The sequence below is a fragment of the Mycobacterium colombiense genome (assembly GCF_001665835.1).
In the GTDB taxonomy this organism is placed as follows: Bacteria; Actinomycetota; Actinomycetes; order Mycobacteriales; family Mycobacteriaceae; genus Mycobacterium; species Mycobacterium colombiense_A.
On sequence record NZ_LZSX01000074.1, the window covers coordinates 92,407 to 109,947 of the forward strand.

19 protein-coding genes are annotated in these 17,541 nt (G+C 67.0%); 7 read left to right on the forward strand and 12 right to left on the reverse strand.

What is annotated here, in order from left to right:
• The 5 genes from hemB to A5760_RS17510 form a co-directional block, all read right to left on the reverse strand.
• On the reverse strand, nt 1-981 hold the full coding sequence (gene hemB / locus A5760_RS17490; RefSeq protein WP_082279510.1) for a porphobilinogen synthase: 981 nt from the start codon (nt 979-981) through the stop codon (nt 1-3).
• A gap of 111 nt (nt 982-1,092) precedes the next feature.
• Complete coding sequence (locus A5760_RS17495) at nt 1,093-2,754, reverse strand: uroporphyrinogen-III synthase (protein ID WP_064883004.1); 1,662 nt, start codon at nt 2,752-2,754, stop codon at nt 1,093-1,095.
• Between the two features lie 23 nt (nt 2,755-2,777).
• Nucleotides 2,778-3,725, reverse strand: a complete 948-nt coding sequence (gene hemC, locus A5760_RS17500; RefSeq protein WP_064883075.1) for a hydroxymethylbilane synthase — start codon at nt 3,723-3,725, stop codon at nt 2,778-2,780.
• Nucleotides 3,726-3,738: 13 nt separating this feature from the next.
• Nucleotides 3,739-5,109, reverse strand: a complete 1,371-nt coding sequence (locus A5760_RS17505; protein WP_064883006.1) for a glutamyl-tRNA reductase — start codon at nt 5,107-5,109, stop codon at nt 3,739-3,741.
• Between the two features lie 125 nt (nt 5,110-5,234).
• Nucleotides 5,235-5,504: a glutaredoxin family protein gene (locus A5760_RS17510; RefSeq protein WP_064883077.1), complete on the reverse strand. Its 270-nt coding sequence runs from the start codon at nt 5,502-5,504 to the stop codon at nt 5,235-5,237.
• Between the two features lie 59 nt (nt 5,505-5,563).
• Between A5760_RS17510 and A5760_RS17515 the strand changes: the two genes are divergently transcribed.
• The 7 genes from A5760_RS17515 to A5760_RS17545 all read left to right on the forward strand — a co-directional run bounded on the left by A5760_RS17515 (nt 5,564) and on the right by A5760_RS17545 (nt 11,943).
• Complete coding sequence (locus A5760_RS17515) at nt 5,564-5,872, forward strand: WXG100 family type VII secretion target (protein WP_064883008.1); 309 nt, start codon at nt 5,564-5,566, stop codon at nt 5,870-5,872.
• A complete protein-coding gene (locus tag A5760_RS17520) occupies nt 5,865-6,155 on the forward strand; it encodes a WXG100 family type VII secretion target (RefSeq protein ID WP_064883010.1) in 291 nt (96 codons plus the stop codon). Before A5760_RS17515 ends, A5760_RS17520 begins: the two co-directional genes overlap by 8 nt.
• Before the next feature lie 4 nt (nt 6,156-6,159).
• On the forward strand, nt 6,160-8,700 hold the full coding sequence (locus A5760_RS17525; RefSeq protein WP_064883012.1) for a TNT domain-containing protein: 2,541 nt from the start codon (nt 6,160-6,162) through the stop codon (nt 8,698-8,700).
• Nucleotides 8,701-8,754: 54 nt separating this feature from the next.
• Nucleotides 8,755-9,414, forward strand: a complete 660-nt coding sequence (locus A5760_RS17530; protein ID WP_231122656.1) for a hypothetical protein — start codon at nt 8,755-8,757, stop codon at nt 9,412-9,414.
• A 125-nt stretch (nt 9,415-9,539) separates the two neighbouring features.
• Nucleotides 9,540-10,448, forward strand: a complete 909-nt coding sequence (locus A5760_RS17535; RefSeq protein WP_064883014.1) for an HAD family hydrolase — start codon at nt 9,540-9,542, stop codon at nt 10,446-10,448.
• A gap of 43 nt (nt 10,449-10,491) precedes the next feature.
• Complete coding sequence (locus tag A5760_RS17540; RefSeq protein ID WP_064883016.1) at nt 10,492-11,013, forward strand: FAS1-like dehydratase domain-containing protein; 522 nt, start codon at nt 10,492-10,494, stop codon at nt 11,011-11,013.
• A complete protein-coding gene (locus tag A5760_RS17545) occupies nt 11,014-11,943 on the forward strand; it encodes a cyclopropane mycolic acid synthase family methyltransferase (RefSeq protein ID WP_064883018.1) in 930 nt (309 codons plus the stop codon).
• 72 nt (nt 11,944-12,015) lie between these two features.
• Here A5760_RS17545 and A5760_RS17550 read toward each other — a convergent pair whose 3' ends face one another.
• The 7 genes from A5760_RS17550 to A5760_RS17575 all read right to left on the reverse strand — a co-directional run bounded on the left by A5760_RS17550 (nt 12,016) and on the right by A5760_RS17575 (nt 17,533).
• Complete coding sequence (locus tag A5760_RS17550) at nt 12,016-13,104, reverse strand: lysophospholipid acyltransferase family protein (RefSeq protein WP_196772116.1); 1,089 nt, start codon at nt 13,102-13,104, stop codon at nt 12,016-12,018.
• Entirely contained in the window at nt 13,086-14,213 is a 1,128-nt protein-coding gene (locus tag A5760_RS17555; protein WP_064883021.1) for an SDR family oxidoreductase, read from the reverse strand. Before A5760_RS17555 ends, A5760_RS17550 begins: the two co-directional genes overlap by 19 nt.
• Before the next feature lie 51 nt (nt 14,214-14,264).
• On the reverse strand, nt 14,265-14,366 hold the full coding sequence (locus tag A5760_RS26220) for a 30S ribosomal protein bS22 (RefSeq protein ID WP_003402602.1): 102 nt from the start codon (nt 14,364-14,366) through the stop codon (nt 14,265-14,267).
• Nucleotides 14,367-14,514: 148 nt separating this feature from the next.
• Nucleotides 14,515-14,772: a cell division/environmental response transcriptional regulator gene (locus tag A5760_RS17560; protein ID WP_064883024.1), complete on the reverse strand. Its 258-nt coding sequence runs from the start codon at nt 14,770-14,772 to the stop codon at nt 14,515-14,517.
• Between the two features lie 138 nt (nt 14,773-14,910).
• Nucleotides 14,911-15,786, reverse strand: a complete 876-nt coding sequence (gene proC, locus A5760_RS17565) for a pyrroline-5-carboxylate reductase (protein ID WP_196772117.1) — start codon at nt 15,784-15,786, stop codon at nt 14,911-14,913.
• Nucleotides 15,787-15,813: 27 nt separating this feature from the next.
• Nucleotides 15,814-16,665, reverse strand: a complete 852-nt coding sequence (locus tag A5760_RS17570) for a thioesterase family protein (RefSeq protein WP_064883029.1) — start codon at nt 16,663-16,665, stop codon at nt 15,814-15,816.
• Nucleotides 16,666-16,690: 25 nt separating this feature from the next.
• Nucleotides 16,691-17,533: a sugar phosphate isomerase/epimerase family protein gene (locus tag A5760_RS17575; RefSeq protein ID WP_064883031.1), complete on the reverse strand. Its 843-nt coding sequence runs from the start codon at nt 17,531-17,533 to the stop codon at nt 16,691-16,693.
• Nucleotides 17,534-17,541 lie beyond the last annotated feature (8 nt).

A 17,541-nucleotide genomic window follows, 5' to 3' on the forward strand; every position in this document is an offset into this window, starting at 1 on the left:
TCACGAGAGCCACCCTGCCGCATCCGCGGCCCAATAGGTGAGAACGATATCGGCTCCGGCGCGCCGGATGCTGGTCAGCGACTCCAGCGCCGCGGCGCGCTCATCGATCCAATTGTTCGCGGCTGCAGCGCAAATCATCGCGTACTCCCCCGACACTTGATAGGCGGCGACGGGAACGGGCGAAACGTCGGCCGCGGCCGCGACCACGTCGAGGTAACTCATCGCCGGCTTGATCATCACGATGTCGGCGCCTTCGTCAAGGTCGAGCTCGATCTCGCGCAGCGCCTCGCGGGCGTTGCCCGCCTCCTGCTGATAGGTGCGCCGGTCTCCGGAGAGGCTGGAACCGACCGCCTCACGAAACGGGCCGTAGAACACCGAGGCGAACTTGGCGGCGTAGGCCAGAATCGCCACGTCGGTGAAGCCCGCGGCGTCCAATCCGTCGCGGATCGCGCCCACCTGTCCGTCCATCATGCCGCTCGGCCCCACCACGTGGGCGCCCGATTCAGCTTGCGCCACAGCGAGATCCACATACCGGGCCACGGTGGCGTCATTGTCCACCCGGCCCCGGTCGTCGAGGACACCGCAGTGTCCGTGGTCGGTGAACTCGTCCAGGCAGGTGTCGGCCATCAGAACGGTCGCCTCGCCGAGGTCCTTGGCCAAGTCCCGCAGCGCGACATTGAGGATGCCATCGGGGTCGGTCCCGGCCGACCCGATCGAATCCTTGCCCTCGTCACGGGGCACGCCGAACAGCATCAGTCCGCCCACGCCCGCGGCGACGGCACTGGCGGCCGCGCTGCGCAACGAATCACGGGTGTGCTGCACCACGCCCGGCATGGACGTGATGGGCCGAGGTTCGTCGATGCCGTCGGCGACGAACATCGGCAACACCAAATGCCTTGGCTCCAAAGACGTTTGGGCCACCAAACGGCGTAATGCCGGGGTGGTGCGAAGCCGGCGCGGACGGTGCCGCGGGTAGGCCATGCTAGCTCCCTCGGTGGCGACCCGCTGCGCCCGGCTGCGCCGCCCTTGCGATCGCCACTACATCATGGTGGCGACCCGCTGCGCCCGGCTGCGCCGCCCTTGCGATCGCCACTAGCGCCTGCGGCTCTTTTTGCGCGGCGGCGGCAGCGCACCCTCGGCGCGCAACCGCGCGGCGTGTTCGGCCAGCGCGTCGACCAGCGGGCCAACCGCGGCGGTCTCGGGCTGGACATCCACCCGCAGACCGAATTCGGCCGCGGTCTCCGCGGTCTTGGGACCGATGCACGCGATGATCGTCCGGGCGTGCGGCTTGCCGGCGATGCCGACCAGGTTTCGCACCGTGGAGCTCGACGTGAAGCACACCGCGTCGAACCCACCGGTCTTGATCATTTCCCGCGTTTCCGCCGGCGGCGGGGCGGCCCGCACCGTCCGGTAGGCGGTGACATCCTCGATCTCCCAACCACGTTCGCGCAGACCCTCGGCCAACGTCTCGGTTGCGATGTCGGCGCGCGGCAGCAGCACCCGGTTGACCGGGTCGAAAATGCTGTCGTAGGGCGGGAAGTCGTCAAGCAGGCCCAGTGAGGACTGCTCGCCGGCCGGCACCAGTTCGGGGCTGATCCCGAACGCCCGAACCCGGTCGGCGGTCGACTCGCCCACACACGCGATCTTCACTCCGGAGAACGCGCGCGCGTCCAGACCGAACTCGCCGAACTTCTCCCACACCGCGCGCACCGCGTTGGTGGAGGTGAACACCACCCACTGGAAGCGGCCGTCGACCAAACCCTTGACGGCCCTTTCCATCTGGGCGGGGCTGCGCGGCGGCTCGACCGCGATGGTCGGCACCTCGATCGGCAGCGCGCCGTAGGAGGTCAGCCGCTCGCTCATCTCGCCGGCCTGGTCCTTGGTGCGCGGCACCAGCACGGTCCAGCCGTACAGCGCGCGGCTCTCCCACCAGTTCAGCTTCGCCCGGCTGGCCACCGTCTTGCCGATGGTCACCACCAGCGGACCGGTCAACGGGCCGGCGGGGTCGGTACCGCCCAGCACCGCCGAGTCGGTCAGGCCGTGCAGCGTGGTCTCGATGGAACGCTGCTGACAGGTGGTGCCCTGCGCGGTCACCACGCACGGCGTGCTCTCGGCGAGCTCGTGCTCGATCAGGGTGCGCGCCGCGTCGGCCAGATGCGACGAGGTGGCCTGCAGAATCAGCGGACCGGGCGCCGCGGCCAGCGCCTCCCAGTCCACATGTGGGTCGCGTACGTCGGCAACCGTGTGTGCGGAGCCTAGCGGCAACCCCGCATACGTCGGGACGGCATCGCTGGGAGCCAGCCCGGGCACGATCTCGATGTGCAGGTGGCTCCGCGCGATGGCGTTGACCTCGGTGATGACCGCGTCGACCGTCAGCGGGTCGCCGGCCACCAGCCGCACCACGTCGACGCCCGTGCGCGCCTCGCTGGTCAGTGTCTTGGCCACCTCGGCGGGGTCACCCAGCGCCGGGCGGATATCGGGGCCGCCGGAGATCACCGCCGGCTGCACCTTGCCTTGGTCGGAACCGCCATCGCCGTTGGTGGCGGCCGGCTCGGCCGGAGCCGGGCCGGACACCGGTGGCAGGTCTTTGCCGATCAGGGCCAGCACCGGCTCAGGCACGTCGGGGTCGGTGAACACCAAAGCGGCGTTCGCCAGCACCGTGGCGGCCCGGGTCGTCAGCAGTCCCGGGTCACCCGGGCCGGAGCCCACGTACGTGATGCGGCCGGGTGTCGGCTTACGCCCTCGCGTCGTCATTGTCGCTCCCACGTAACTCGCATTTAATTTCCTCGCGTCGGGTCTTGCCGCGCTTCGCTCATCAGCTCTCGGGCGCCCAGCTCGAACAGCTCCGCGGCCACCGAGAGCCCAAGCTCCCGTGCCCGACCGGGACTGCCGATACCGGACGCGCGAATCACGTCGGACCCGTCCAGCGCCGCCACGCAACCGCGCAGCGACAGCTCTTCGAAGATCCGGCCTTCCTCATCGATGGACTCGACCACTTCGGCGATCGCGCCCACCGGTGCGGAGCAACCGGCCTCCAGTTCGGCCAGCAGGGCTCGCTCCGCGGTGACCGACGCTCGCGTATCGGCATCGTCCAGTTCCGCCAGCACTGCCGCTAACCGGCTGTCACCGGCGCGGCATTCGACGGCGAGCGCGCCCTGAGCCGGTGCTGGCAACATCTGCACCGGCTCTAGCGTCTCGGTGACATCGTCGAGGCGACCGATCCGGGCGAGTCCCGCCCGGGCTACCACGATCGCGTCGAGATCACCACTGCTTACCCTGTTCAACCTGGTATCTAGGTTGCCTCGTAGGGGGCGAATTTCCAAACCGAGACCCAATGCCCTAAGCTGCGCGGCCCGCCGCGGTGACGATGTGCCCACCAGCGAACCGGCCGGCAACTCCGCGAGCACCAGTCCATCGCGCGCGACCACCGCGTCGCGCGGATCGTTGCGCAGCGGTATCGCCGCCACAGCAAACCTCGGATCGTCGGCGGTGGGCAGGTCCTTATGGGAGTGCACCGCGGCGTCGACGCGGCCCTCCTCCATGGCCTCGCGCAGTGCGGTGGTGAAGACACCCACCCCGAGCGACTCGATGGGCGCCGATGAGCGGTCCCCCTCCGTGCTGATGGTCACCAGCTCCGCCGGGTGTCCGAGCGCGATCAAAGCGTCTCTGACGACCCCGGCCTGGGTGGTGGCCAGCAGGCTGCCCCGGGTGCCTATCCGGATCACGTTCGCCAATCGCCTACTCGGCGGTCTGCTGCGGGGTGGCCGCGTCGAATCCATTTGCAATGACCGGCAATTCGCCCGCGGCCACGGCATCGACGGCCGTCTGGTCGAGTTCGAAGAGTTCGCGCAACGCCTCGGCGTAGCTGTCGCCGCCGGGCGCGCTGGCCAGCTGTTTGATCCGAACGGTCGGCGCGTGGAGCAGCTTGTCCACCACCCGTCGCACGGTTCGGGCCACCTCTTCGCGCTGGGCGCTCTCGAGCCCGGGCAGCCGGTTGTCGAGCCGCAGCAGTTCCGCTTCGACCACATCGGCGGCGCGCTGGCGCAGCGCAGTGACCGTCGGCGTGACCTCGGCCATCCGCTGTCCGGCCAGGTAGGCAGCAACTTCGGTGGCGACGATCCTGCGCGCGGCGTCGACGTCCGCGGCCGTGGCGTGAGCCGAGGGCTCGTGCTGCACACGGTCCACGTCGACGACCCAGACGCCGGGCAGACCGGCCACGGCCGGGTCGACGTCGCGCGGCATGCCCAGGTCGCAGATCACCAGTGGGTTCGTCTCTTCGTCGCGCTGCGCGGCGGCCAGCGCGTGGTGCACGTCGGCCAGCGAGACCACCGGGGTCACCGCGCCGGTACAGCTGACGACGACATCGGCACCCGCCAGGGTGTACGGCAGGCGCTCCAGGGGCACGGCGTCGGCCCGCACGCCGGCGTCGCGGATCTTGCGGACCAGGCGCTGGCCCCGGGACAGCGACCGGTTGACCACGTGGACCTGCCCGATGCCGGCGCGAGACAGGTGTGCCGCGGCCAGGGCGCCCATCGCTCCGGCGCCGACCAGGACGGCAGTCTTGCCCGACAAGCCGTTCAGACGCCGGTCGGCCATGTTCAGCGCGACGGACACCACCGAGGCGCCGGCGGCGTCGATGGCGGTCTCGGAATGCACCCGCTTACCCACCGAGAGGGCCCGCTGGGCCAGCTCGTGCAGAATCCGGCCGACGGTGCGGTTGGTCTCGGCGTTGGCGTAGGCGCGACGGACCTGACCGAGCACCTGCTGCTCGCCGATCACCGCGGAATCCAGCCCGCTGGCGACCGCGAACAGGTGCTCGACGGCGGCCTCGCTGTACCGGACGTACGCGTATTTTGTGAGGTCGGTCATCGACATGCCGGACTGTTCCGACAACACCTGCCCGATCACCGCTAACCCGCCGTGGAACGCGTCCACCACCGCGTAGACCTCGACCCGGTTGCATGTCGACAGCACCATCGCCTCGGTCACCAGTGGCGACTGCAACACCCGGTCGACGATCTTGCCCTGATCGGACTCGTCGATACTGAGTTGTTCCAGGACGGAGACCGGCGCACTACGGTGCGAAACCCCGAAGAGCAAGACGCTCACGGCAGCATCACCTGGCCAGCTCCCTTGCTTCCTCCAGTAACTGAACTGATGTCCACGGTAAACGTTTATCAGCTGGGCTACCAAATAATTGCCCCGCGCTGGGCGGCCGGACACCGCCGGGCGGCTCAGCGGCCGAGATCGGCCCGCAGCCGGGGCTCATCGATCTCCCAGTAGCTGTGTTCGCGGCCGTCGAGCAGGATCACCGGCAACCGGTCGCCGAACTCGGCCCGCAGCGCGGTGTTGCCCGCCGCGGCCGAGGCGTCGACGTCGGTCGTCGACAACTCGAAGCCCAATTCACAGGCCAGTTCGGCCAACCGCGCATGTACGCGCTCGCAGATGGTGCAGCCGTCGCGGGTCAACAGCTCCACCTGCGGCCGGCCGGTCGCGTCAGTCATGACCACCAGTGTGTCATCGGTGACTTGTGGGGCCATCTACCAGGCGTTATGTTCCGACTATGGCCGACGAAACGCTGCGGGTCGATCCCATCGTCATGCAGGGCGCTGCCGTCTCGCTCAGCGGTGCGGCCGAGCAGCTTTCGGCCCAGCTGTCCCAGCTCGACGATCAGGTGGGTCAGATGCTGGGCGGTTGGCAGGGTGCGGCGGGCACCGCGTACGGATCCGCGTGGGAGCTGTGGCATAAGGGTGCCCGCGAGGTAGAGCTCGGGTTGTCGATGCTGGCGCACCTGGTGGGCCAGGCCGGCGGGGCGTATCAGAGCAACGAGGCGGGGTCCGCCCAGGCGGAGCGGGCGGTGCGCGGTGGCTGAGGCGTTTCGGGTTGATCCGCAGGCGTTGGCCGACGCGGTGCAGCGGATGGCGGCGTTTCAACGCTATGCCGAAGACATGATCGCCGAAATCGATTCTCGCGTAACGCGTTTGCACACATCGTGGACGGGTGCTGCCGCGGCGGCTCACACCGAGGCGCATCAGCACTGGGTTGGCGGCGAGGCGATGATGCGCGAAGCGCTGGCGCAACTGGAGAAGGTGGCCACGACCGCGCACGGCAACTACACCGGCGCAATGTCGACGAATCTCGGCATGTGGTCGTGAATACATGGCGCCGCTGGCGTGTGACCCGACTGCCCTAGACCGCGCCGGCGCCACGGTACTGGCCACCGGTGAATCGTTGGGATCGGTGATCTCAGCCTTGACCGCGGCGCTGGCCGGCAGTGCGGGCATGGCCGGTGACGATCCGGTGGGTGCGGCGCTGGGCCGCGCTTACAACGATGCAGCGGCCAAGGTGATCGAGGCGATGACCAGCACCCGCAATGGGCTGTGCAGCATCGGCGACGGCGTGCGGATGTCGGCACACAACTACGCGCTCGCCGAGGCGATGTCGGATGTCACCGGCCGCGCCGGGGTTCTGTCGGCACCGCCGGTGACCGCGCCACTGACCGCGGCGCCTCATCCACCGTCGGCCGTTGGCGCCGGTAGCAGCGCCCCGGCGGGCTGGAGCTGGGTCGCGCCGTATATCGGAATGATCTGGCCCACTGGCGATTCGGCGAAGTTGCGGGCCGCCGCGGCGGCGTGGGCGACCGCAGGCGTCAACTTCATGACGACCGAGATCGCGGCCGGCGGCGGCACAATGGCCGCCATTGCCGCGCAGCAGATTCCCGAGGCCGCTGCCATCAACAAAGCGTTGGCTGATGCGACCGGCGCCACCACCAGCGTTGCGCGGCAATGCCAGACGATCGCCGCGCAACTCAACAGCTACGCAGCCAAGATCGACAAAGTCCACGCGGCGATCCTGGATCTGTTGTCCCGCATCTGCGATCCGCTGACCGGGATCAAAGAGGTCTGGGATCTCCTGAGCGACGAAGACGAAGACGAGATCAAAAGAATCGCCGACGACATCGAAACGGTGGTCGACAGCTTCGCCCAGGAAGCCGAAACGCTCGGCGACCAGATCAAGGCCACCATGTCCGAGGCCGCCACCGCCGCAAAGGATATGGCGCACTGGGCGGATAAGGAGTGGGACCACTTCTTGCACGGGGCACCTGTGGGCAGGGCACTCAATCAGGTAGGCCAGACCCTCAAAGGCGTCGGCGTTGAGGGCTGGGATTTCCTCGAGCTGCTCGCGAAATTCAGCCCAAGCCGGCTCCAAAGCGATCCGGTGGGCTATGCCAAGGACGTGGCCGACATGGTCTCCGGGGAGTTGCCTCTCGTCGGCTTGGGGCCCGACGGAGGGCCCGGAGTGGCCGAGTCGTGGAAGGCGCTGGGTAAGGACGTCACGCACTGGGACGAGTGGGGCACGAACCCCGCCGAAGCGCTCGGGAAATCGATATTCGACGTGGCAACCCTGGCCTTACCCGGTGGACCGCTCTCCAAGCTGGGAAAGGTCGGGCACGGTGCTGCCGACGCACTGAGAGGTCTGAGGAAGCCGCCCGAAATTCCGAAGCCTCCGGCGGTCAAGCCTCCGGCGGAGCCGGCCCCGGCTGCCCCCAAGCCGCCGGAATCGGGCCAACCGGCGCCCGCACCCGCGGGCAAGCCAGGGCCCTCGGGCAAGCCGGCGCCGGGGCCCGCGGACGGTCCGCTGCCACACAGCCCCACCGAATCCAAGCCGCGGGCGGTCGAAAAGCCCCCTGCTGCCGAGCCGCCCAAACCGGTCGCGACGCCACCCGGAGCCGGAGGCAAACCGGAGGTGCCCGCGCCGGCCGGAGACGCGCCGCCAGCTCATTCCAAACCGCCCGAACCCGTCCCCGCCCACGCGCCGGCGGCGCCCGGCGAACCTCCGGCTGCGCCGGCTCCCCACGCCGGCCCGCCGGGGTCTGCACCGGCGGCTCCGGCGGCTCCGCACCTGCCGACGCCGCCGTCTGCCCCTATGAGTGGCGGGTTCCCCGCCGAAGCACCGCCCGGCCTGGGTGAGGTTCCCCACGGGGGTGAACCGCCCGCCCATCCTGGCGAGCCGTACGGCGGGGGTCCCCACCCGCCCGGCGACGGCGATGGCGCGCATCCCCCTGGGGAGGGGCATGAACCGGCCGGTTCGCACCAGCCGCACGACGGCACAACCCCCGATGAACCCGCGGACGGGCATCCCCCAGAAACCCCCGCGCCGTCAGATTTGCAGCCATGGCACCAGGCGCAACTTGCGCTTGCCGAATCACCCGAGCAACTCGTCAACGACCTCGTAAAACACGGATGCCCTCGGGAACTCGCCGAATCAGCGGCGCACAGCCCTTATGAGGGAATGAACGCTCAAGAAATCTTGAACAAATGGTGGGACCCGGCGAAGGGAACGTGGCAGTGGCCGAAAGCCAACGGCTTCGCAGATAGCATATACGAAACAGCTCGCAGCATTCCCAAGGATACGTGGCTGGACAGGATCGGAGAAGTCAGCGACAATAGGGGTGATTTTATGGGTGCCGTCGGTGACAGCTATCCCGACCGCGGCCTGGCACCGGGTTCATCTGGCGATTACAATCGCTTCCACGGCACAGGCAAGGAATTGCCAGACGGCTGGGAAGTCCGGTATGGAAAAGTGGCTGACGCATTTGGCCAGCCAGGCGGTGGAACACAATGGGTAGTCGTTGACGAAGACGGTCAAATCGTGCTGATCAAGTTCTTGATCGAGAACGGCTACCTGGACTGGGGATAGCACGAGTGCCAAGAAGCGAGTTTAAGGGTGTAGATGGATGCTAGCGGTACAGGTATGACAGACGGTGTCGCAGAGGTGATTCGGTTCTACAATTTGTGGCGTAGGATCGCCAACTTCGTTGGAAATGGACCCTACGACGAAGCCGAGTGGGTCGACGATCGTCTGTACTTCCGTTCCGACTATTCCGGAAAACTGAAAAAATGGCCTGAGTGGGCGGAGTTCGGCGATTGGGCGGCATGGATCATCGCACCCAAGTCGGAAGGATACATTTGCGTATTGCATTCGCTAAAGCATGAACGAGAAGCAGAGCGGAACGAACGCATAGAGGTGATGTTTTCTCGCTTCTCAGATGCGGGTAAGTACGTTATTTCGAGATTGGGTGACGGCATCCGCAGCCATCGCGATATACGGTTGAAATCCCTATTCCTAAACTGGGAGGCGCGTGGGCTTGATTCACAGATAAGAGTTGAGTCAGCCGATCTGAAAACCATTGACTTCCTAACCACGGAAAGACCGACCATGGCAAGGGACTATGCGGAACAACATCTAAGGAGATACACGCTCGAATACGATCCGGACTCTTACGGATTTGCACTGGATTACGAGCAACCGAGGATGGAAGTCCTCGCACTGTCGTTCGATGAACTGACTTCCGCCCTCCTCGAGGGCATGCCGGACAGCATCACCTCTCAGGTGCCGCTCTGGCGGGAGTAGGGCACGTCCCGGCCAGTCCATCGATCACCCGAGGCGTCAACGCCCGCACGCCATCTGCCCGATAGGGTTGGAGATCGGGCACCCGCTGGGTCGCCAGGCAACACAGCGATCTAGGAGGTTTGACGATGACTTCCTCTGACCCGGTCAACGCGGACCAATCCGGTTACGTCGACCTGGAGTCGCTGGCCGCGGACGCCAGCGCCGCCCGCGCAATCGAGGGCATGCAGGAAGCCGCCGCCTCGGAAGATCGCCCGCAGCCCCCCGTCGACCTGACCGCCGCCGCCTTCTTCGACGTGGACAACACCCTCGTGCAGGGCTCGTCGGCGGTGCATTTCGGACGCGGACTGGCCACGCGCAACTACTTCACCTATCGCGACGTGGTCGGATTCATCTACGCGCAGGCCAAGTTCCAGATTCTCGGGACGGAAAACAGCAACGACGTCGCCGCCGGCAGGCGCAAGGCGCTCGCCTTCATCGAGGGCCGATCGGTCGAACAACTGGTCACCCTGGGCGAGGAGATCTACGACGAGATCATCGCCGACAAGATCTGGCCAGGCACCCGCGAGCTCACGCAGATGCATCTGGAAGCCGGCCAGCAGGTGTGGCTGATCACCGCCACGCCCTACGAGCTCGCCGCGACCATTGCGCGGCGGCTCGGCCTGACCGGCGCGCTGGGCACGGTCGCGGAATCGGTCGACGGCGTCTTCACCGGCAGGCTGGTCGGCGACATCTTGCACGGCACCGGCAAGGCGCACGCGGTGCGGTCGCTGGCAATTCGCGAGGGGCTCAATCTGAAACGATGCACCGCTTACTCGGACAGCTTCAACGACGTCCCCATGCTGTCGCTGGTGGGCACGGCCGTCGCCATCAATCCCGACGCCCGCCTGCGCGCCCTAGCCCGCGAGCGCGGCTGGGAGATTCGCGATTTCCGCACCGCTCGCAAAGCGGCGCGGATCGGGGTGCCGTCGGCGTTGGCGCTGGGCGCGGCCGGTGGTGCGCTGGCCGCGCTGGCCTCTCGGCGGCAATCACGCTGATAGGCTGCGCCGCTGAGACACAATCGAGCGGAGGCCATACGCCATGACAGTCCCCAAGGAAGCCGAAGGACTCATCGGCAGCCATTACCGCGCACCGGACTACTTCGAGGTCGGGCGCGAGAAGATCCGTGAGTTCGCGCTGGCGATCAAGGACGACCACCCGGCCCACTTCGACGAGAGTGAATCCGAAAATGCCGGGTACTCGGACATGGTGGCGCCGCTGACGTTCCTCGCGATCGCCGGGCGCCGCGTGCAGCTGGAGATTTTCACCAAGTTCAGCATTCCGATCAACATCGCTCGGGTCATTCACCGCGACCAGAAATTCAAGTTCCACCGGCCGATCCTGGCCCACGATAGGCTGTACTTCGACACATACCTCGACTCGGTGATTGAGTCCCACGGCACCGTGCTGGCGGAGATTCGCAGCGAAGTGACCGATGCCGATGGAAAGCCGATCGTTACGAGTGTCGTCACAATGCTGGGAGAGTCTTCAAATCAAGCGGACGTTGAGGCTACCGCCGCGGCAGTGGCATCCATATCCGCGGGGAAGTTAGGGGCGTTGTAAATGTCTGCAGACGGGGACACGGGAAGCACACAACTGAAGCCGCCGGTCGAGAAGGTCCGATCGCACTACGACAAGTCGAACGAGTTCTTCAAGCTCTGGCTTGACCCGTCGATGACCTACAGCTGCGGCTACTTCGACGAAAACCCGGATCCGCAGAATCTGACCAAGACGCTGGAAGAGGCGCAATACGCCAAGCGCAAGCTCGCGCTGGACAAGCTGAACCTCGAGCCGGGCATGACGCTGCTGGACATCGGCAGCGGCTGGGGCTCGACGATGCGGCATGCCGTCGCCGAGTACGACGTCAACGTCATCGGCCTGACGCTCAGCGAGAACCAGCACGCACACTGCGTGGCGGAGTTCGAAAAGATGGACAGCCCCCGCCGCAAGGAGGTGCGGATCCAGGGCTGGGAGGAATTCCCCGGCGACCAACCGATCGACCGCATCGTGTCGCTGGGCGCCTTCGAGCACTTCGCCGACGGCGCCGGTGACGCCGGATATGAGCGCTACGCCACCTTCTTCAAGAAGTACTATGACCTGCTGCCCGACGACGGCCGCATGCTGCTGCACAGCATCGTGGTGCCCACCGCCGAGGAGGGCAAAGCGATGGGCTTGCAGGTGAACATGACCCTGCTGCGGTTCATCAGCTTCATCTTGAAGGAGATCTACCCGGGCGGAAAGTTGCCCCAGGTCGACCTGGTCGACAAGTACGCAACCGACGCCGGTTTCAAGATCGAACGCCACCACTTCATCGGCAAGAACTACGTCCCGACGCTGACCGCCTGGGGGGATGCCCTCGAGGCGCACAAGGACGAGGCGATCGCCCTGAAGGGGCAAGAGACCTACGACATCTACTTGAAGTACTTGCGGGGCTGCTCGGACCTGTTCCGCGACGGCTACACCAACGTCTGCCAGTTCACCATGGTCAAATAGTCGGCTTCTTCAAAGGTCAACGCCACCACGGATTTCCGCGGTGGCGTTTCCTTATTGCGCGGCTCGGCCGAGTCAGCCGAAAAAGATGTTGCGGCGGCCGGCGAGCAGCCGGTACAGCGTCTGCTGGATGGTCTCGCGGACCTGGTCGGTCAGCTCGAAAGTGACCATCGGGTCGTCGGCGTCGGCGGCCGAGTAGTCGTCGGTGTAGATCGGCTCACCGAACGCGATGTGCCACTTCGACGGCAGCGGAATCAGACCCACGGGCCCGGCCAGCGGGAACAGCGGCGTGATCGGGAAGTATGGCAGCCCGAACAGCCGCGCCAGCAACTTGACGTCCGTCAGCATCGGGTAGATCTCTTCGGACCCGATGATCGAGCAGGGAATGATCGGCGCCTTGGTCCGCAGCGCCGCGGTGACGAATCCGCCGCGGCCGAACCGCTGCAGCCGGTAGCGGTCCTCGAACCGCTTGCCCAGCCCCTTGTACCCCTCCGGGAAAACGGCGGTGAGCTCGCCGCCGGCGAGCAACCGGTGCGCGTCCGTCGTGCAGGCCATGGTGTGGCCGGCCTTGCGGGCCGCCTCCCCCACGACGGGCAGATCGAACACCATGTCGGCAGCGAGCAGCCGCATGTCCCGCTGCGCGGGGTGCTCGTCGTGGACGGCCACCGACAGCATCAACCCGTCGAACGGCAACACACCCGCGTGGTTGGCGACTACCAGCCCGGCGCCCTCGGTCGGCAGGTTCTCGATCCCGCTCACGTCGACCCGGAACCAGGACCGGAAGAACGGCCGCAGCAACGGCCGAACGATCGCGCTGTTGAAGTGCGGGTCGAAGCCGAACTCGTCGACGCTGTAGTCGCCGGTGAGTCGCTGGCGGAGGAATCCGGCAACCGAGGCGACGCGCTGCGCCAGGTCGTTCAGCGGTGCATCGGCGGGCGAGGCCCCCGCGGCGCGCCGGTGCTCATCGATTTCACGGACGACCGCGGCGATCTGCTCGGCCGATGCGCGGCCGTTCGGATCGGACAGTAACGAAGGATGCTGACGAGACGACTCTGCTCTTTGATCGGCTCTCCGACGAGCCGCTACCCGACCCCGATTAGTGTGCAGTGGAATGACATTCGCTCTGGTTTCACCCGCCACGATACCTACCTGACCCCACCCCACGGAATTGGATTTCGGCTACCCCAACGCTGAGCTAGGGCTATGGCGCGACCTTCCCAGGAGCGTACCCGATGTGGGTCGATTATGGGAGTCAAGCTTCGGCCGCGGACGTAGTCGTCAAAAGCGTCCGCAGTCGACCATTTTGGTTGATAGCCAAGTTCTGATCGCATTCGGCTGGTATCCATCACTCGCCCATAACTCAAGTAATCAAACTGATCTCGACTGATCTCGTTGTAACGGTTTGCGCGCCGTAACGAGTCCAGCGCCCACACGCCGAAACCCGGTACCGGCAAAGGAATCCGGCCGGCCCGCCGGATCGCCTGCGACAGCATGATGATGCCGTCGGCGGCGATGTTGAACGTTCCCGCCTTGCCCGCCATCGCCGCGCGCTCCAGCGCACCCAGCGCATCCTGCTCGTGCAGCAGTTGCAGGCGTGCGTCGCGGCCGAGCATGGTCGGCACCAAAGGTCCGGCCAGATAACGCGACAGCGTGGTGTCCATCGCCGGGCCGATCATGTTGCCCAGCCGCAGAATCGTCACCGCGATGTCCGGCCGGCGCCGTCCCAAACCGCGCGCGTAGGCCTCGATGTCGAGGCTGTCCTTGGCGAAACCGTCGCGGAAGGGTCGACGGCTGGTGCTGTCCTCGGTGAACATCACCGGATCGTGAGCACTCGACCCGTACACCTCGGACGTCGACTTGAGCACCACCCGGCGCACCGAGGGCGCCTTCTGACAGGCCGCGAACAGCTGCATCGCGCCCATCACGTTGATCTCTTTCAACGCCGCGGTACCGCCAGACCTCGGCGCGTACGACGCGGCCGCCGCATGCACCACCGTGTCCACGTCGCCGTTGCGAATCACCTTGGCTATGAAGGGATTACGGATGTCGGCGCGGACGAACTCGGCGCGGCCCATCCGGCGCAGCATGTCCTTGCTCGGGGCTATTGCATCCACCGCGATGACCCCTTTGATCATCGGGTTCTGCGCGAGCCGAGCCGTCAGGTAACCGCCCAGAAACCGGCAGGCACCAGTGACCAGCACGACTTTTGGGTAATGCACCGTGTTGCCTGCGGTGTCACCCGGCCCGGCGTTCTCCCCATTCGACGGATCCACCCGAACAGCCTAGCGGCCAGGCGAGATGGCGGCACTATGCCGCGGACGGGGTTACTTACCGAGTTTTCTGCGCTGCACCCGGGTGCGACGCAGCAGCTTGCGGTGCTTCTTCTTCGACATACGCTTGCGCCGCTTCTTGATTACTGAACCCATGAACTCCGCTATCTGACCGGTGACCTTGCTTCAAAGATTGGACCCGGACACTTTACCCGGCGGAACGCATCGAACACCAAACCGGCGTCGACCGATCGCCGCGTAACCGCGAAGCCTGGGTGCCGCCCGTGAGCGGCACCGTTTCAGGTCAGCCGGCGTCGAAGTAGGACGTCTCCAGCATGTCGTGGACGGCCTTGGCGTGCACCCGGAAGGACCGGCCCACCCGGACCGCGGGCAGCTCGCCGTTATGCACAAGCCGATACACCGTCATCTTGGAGACCCGCATCAACGCCGCTACCTCAGCGACGGTGAGAAACTGCGTCCTGCCCTGCTGGCCGTCAACGGAACTGGCGTCCCGTGGCTTACCTGCAGCATCTCGCGCTGATGGCCCGTTACTAGACGTCATCGCAACCCAATCGTGTCAGGCACGCGCATGCCAGCGGCTTCCCCTCCGCTGGCACCCACACGTGCTTACACAAGGAGAATAGCGGGACTAATGGGGTTACTGGTACTGGTGGGGGACAATCAGTTCAAAAAACTTGGATTACTCTGATGTAATTCTTAGCTGCTCAGAGCGCATTTTGGCGGCTTGAACGGCCGCGTCCACGGCCGCGCGCAGGCCCGCCCGTTCCAGCTCACGCAGGCCGGCCGCGGTGGTACCGCCGGGCGAGGTCACCGTCGCTCTCAGCTGCGTCGCCGTGGCATCCACCCGCAGCCCCGGGGCCTCGGCCTCACCCAGCTGCCGATCGGCGTCCATGCGCTCGAGCAGCATCGCGGCCGAGCCCGCCATGGTCTGCGCGGTCAGGTCGGCGGCCACCTCGCGGCTCAGACCCGCGGCGACGCCGGCGTCGACCAGGGCCTCGACCAGCAAGAAGAAATACGCGGGTCCGGAGCCCGACAGCGCGGTGACGGCGTCCATCTGGCCCTCCGGCACGCTCAGCACGCCGCCGACGGAGTCGAACAGGGCCGAGACCCCTTCGAGCTGCGGCGCGGTGACGAACCTCCCCTTGGCCAGGGCCGTGACCCCGGCGCCGACCAGGGCCGCCGCGTTCGGCATGGCCCGCACCACCGGCGTCCCGGCCGGAAGCTTCGACTCGAAGTAGGTGATGGTGATCCCGGCCGCGACCGTGACGAAGACCTGCTCGGCGGTGTCGCTCTCGGCGGCGGCCGCCGCGCGGGCGATCTCGGCCATCACCGACTCGACGTCGGCCGGCTTGACCGCGACCACGACGAAGGACGCGTTCTCCACCGCGTCGGACACCGAGCTGATCAGCACCGAATACGTGTCCGCCAGATACTTGGCGCGCTCGGGGACACGCTCGACCACCACCAGGTCCTTGACCTGCCGGCCCGCCCGCAGCAGACCCGACAGCAGTGCCTCCCCGATGCTGCCGCCACCGATGATCGCGATTCTTGCCATGCCGGACAGCATCGCAGACACCGCGTCCTAGCGAGCGGCAGGGACCAATGCCAATTGGCGGGCCTGCACCACCAGGCGGCCCAGGCTGTCGACGACGGTGTGGTCCTCGTCGAACCAGTCCTGCCCGATCTCGGTGCAGGTCGCGACGATGCGCAGCCAGCCGTCGGCCGGCAGGCCCCGCAGAAACGCCGTGAGCTGGATCGTGGGCGCCCAGCCGGTGCGGTCCACGGCGAAGGTCACCGGCGCCGACAGATCGCCGCACATGAGCGCGAACAGCGCGTCTGGGGCCACCCCCCGGGGGCGCGCCCACATCTGGATCACCGGCGGGCGCCCGTCGCTGCGCGGCGCCATCGTCGACAGCACCGGCCGCACGTCGCAGCCCTCCCCCAGGTGCACCAGGCCGGCCAGCGGATGACCCGGTCCGATCGGCTCGATGTCGTCTGGGGGCTCGGGCGCCATCAGGTCCAGCACCGGGTTGGCCGACAGCAGCGGCTTTGCTACCCCTTCCGAGCCGTCCCGATGCCAGTGCTCGGGCTCGCCGAGGTTCACCACGGCGTGCACCGCGGTGCGATCGCCCTGGTTGAGCTCGACATCGACGGCGCTGATCCGGCGGCCCCGCTTGCGGATCGAGGTCACCAACTGCACCTGACCGGGGTCGGGCGCCCACAGGAAGCTCGCCGACACCGCGACCGGCTGCTGGGCCGACTCGAGACCGTCGGGCCGGGCACCGCAGGCGGTGCGGGCGGCGTTGGCGCACAGCGCCAGCATCGCGCCGCCGTGCACCTTGGGACCGATGGTCCAGCGCTTGTCGAGCTCGCCCTCAAAGACGCCTGAACCGACCTCCCGCAACGTCATTGCGGTGGTGAATAACGCACTCATGTTGTCTGGATTTCTCCCGGCTTGGTCAGCGCAGCAGATGCGTGCGGGCAAACTGCAGCGATTCGGCGAGCATGGCCTCGCGCTCGTTGGCGGAACGCGCGCTGGACGTCGACACCTCCAGGATGACGTGGCCGGCGAAATGGCTGCCGGCCAGCATCTGGCACACCTCGGCGGTGGGTTGGGTGCCGCGCCCGGGCACCAGGTGCTCGTCGGCGGGCAGGCCGTTGCCGTCGCACAGGTGCAGGTGCACCAGCCCCGCCCCCATCCGCTGCGCCATGTCGAGCGAGTCGGTGCCCGCGGTCGCGGTGTGGGACAGGTCAAGCGTGTAGTGCGCGTGGTTGCCGTCGAGCGGGTCGAAGGAGGGCGCGAACGCCGAGATGGCCGCGCCGGGCCCGCCGCCGCGTTTGCGCATCCGTTCCAGCGACTGGCCGGCCCCGAACAACCGGTCCGCCCGGAACGGGAACATGTTCTCCACCGCGACCATCACGTCGCTGGACGCTTCCAGCTTCGCCACCTGCTCGGAGAAACCCTCGGCGTAGCGCCGCTGCCAGCGAAACGGCGGGTGCACGACCACGGTCTGGGCGCCCAGCTGCTCGGCGGCGTGCACGCTGCGATCCAGCTTGGGGACCGGGTTGGCTCCCCACACCCGCTGCGAGATCAGCAGGCAGGGCGCGTGCACCGACAACACCGGGACGCGGTAGCGCTGCGACAGCTTCTTGACGGCGGCGACGTCCTGGCTGACCGACTCGGCCCACACCATCAGCTCGACGCCGTCGTAGCCGAGCCGGGCCGCGTACTCGAAGGCCGCCTCGGCCCGCAACGGGTACACCGAAGCCGTGGAAAGGCCGACTTTGATGGCGGGGCGCACTGTCTACG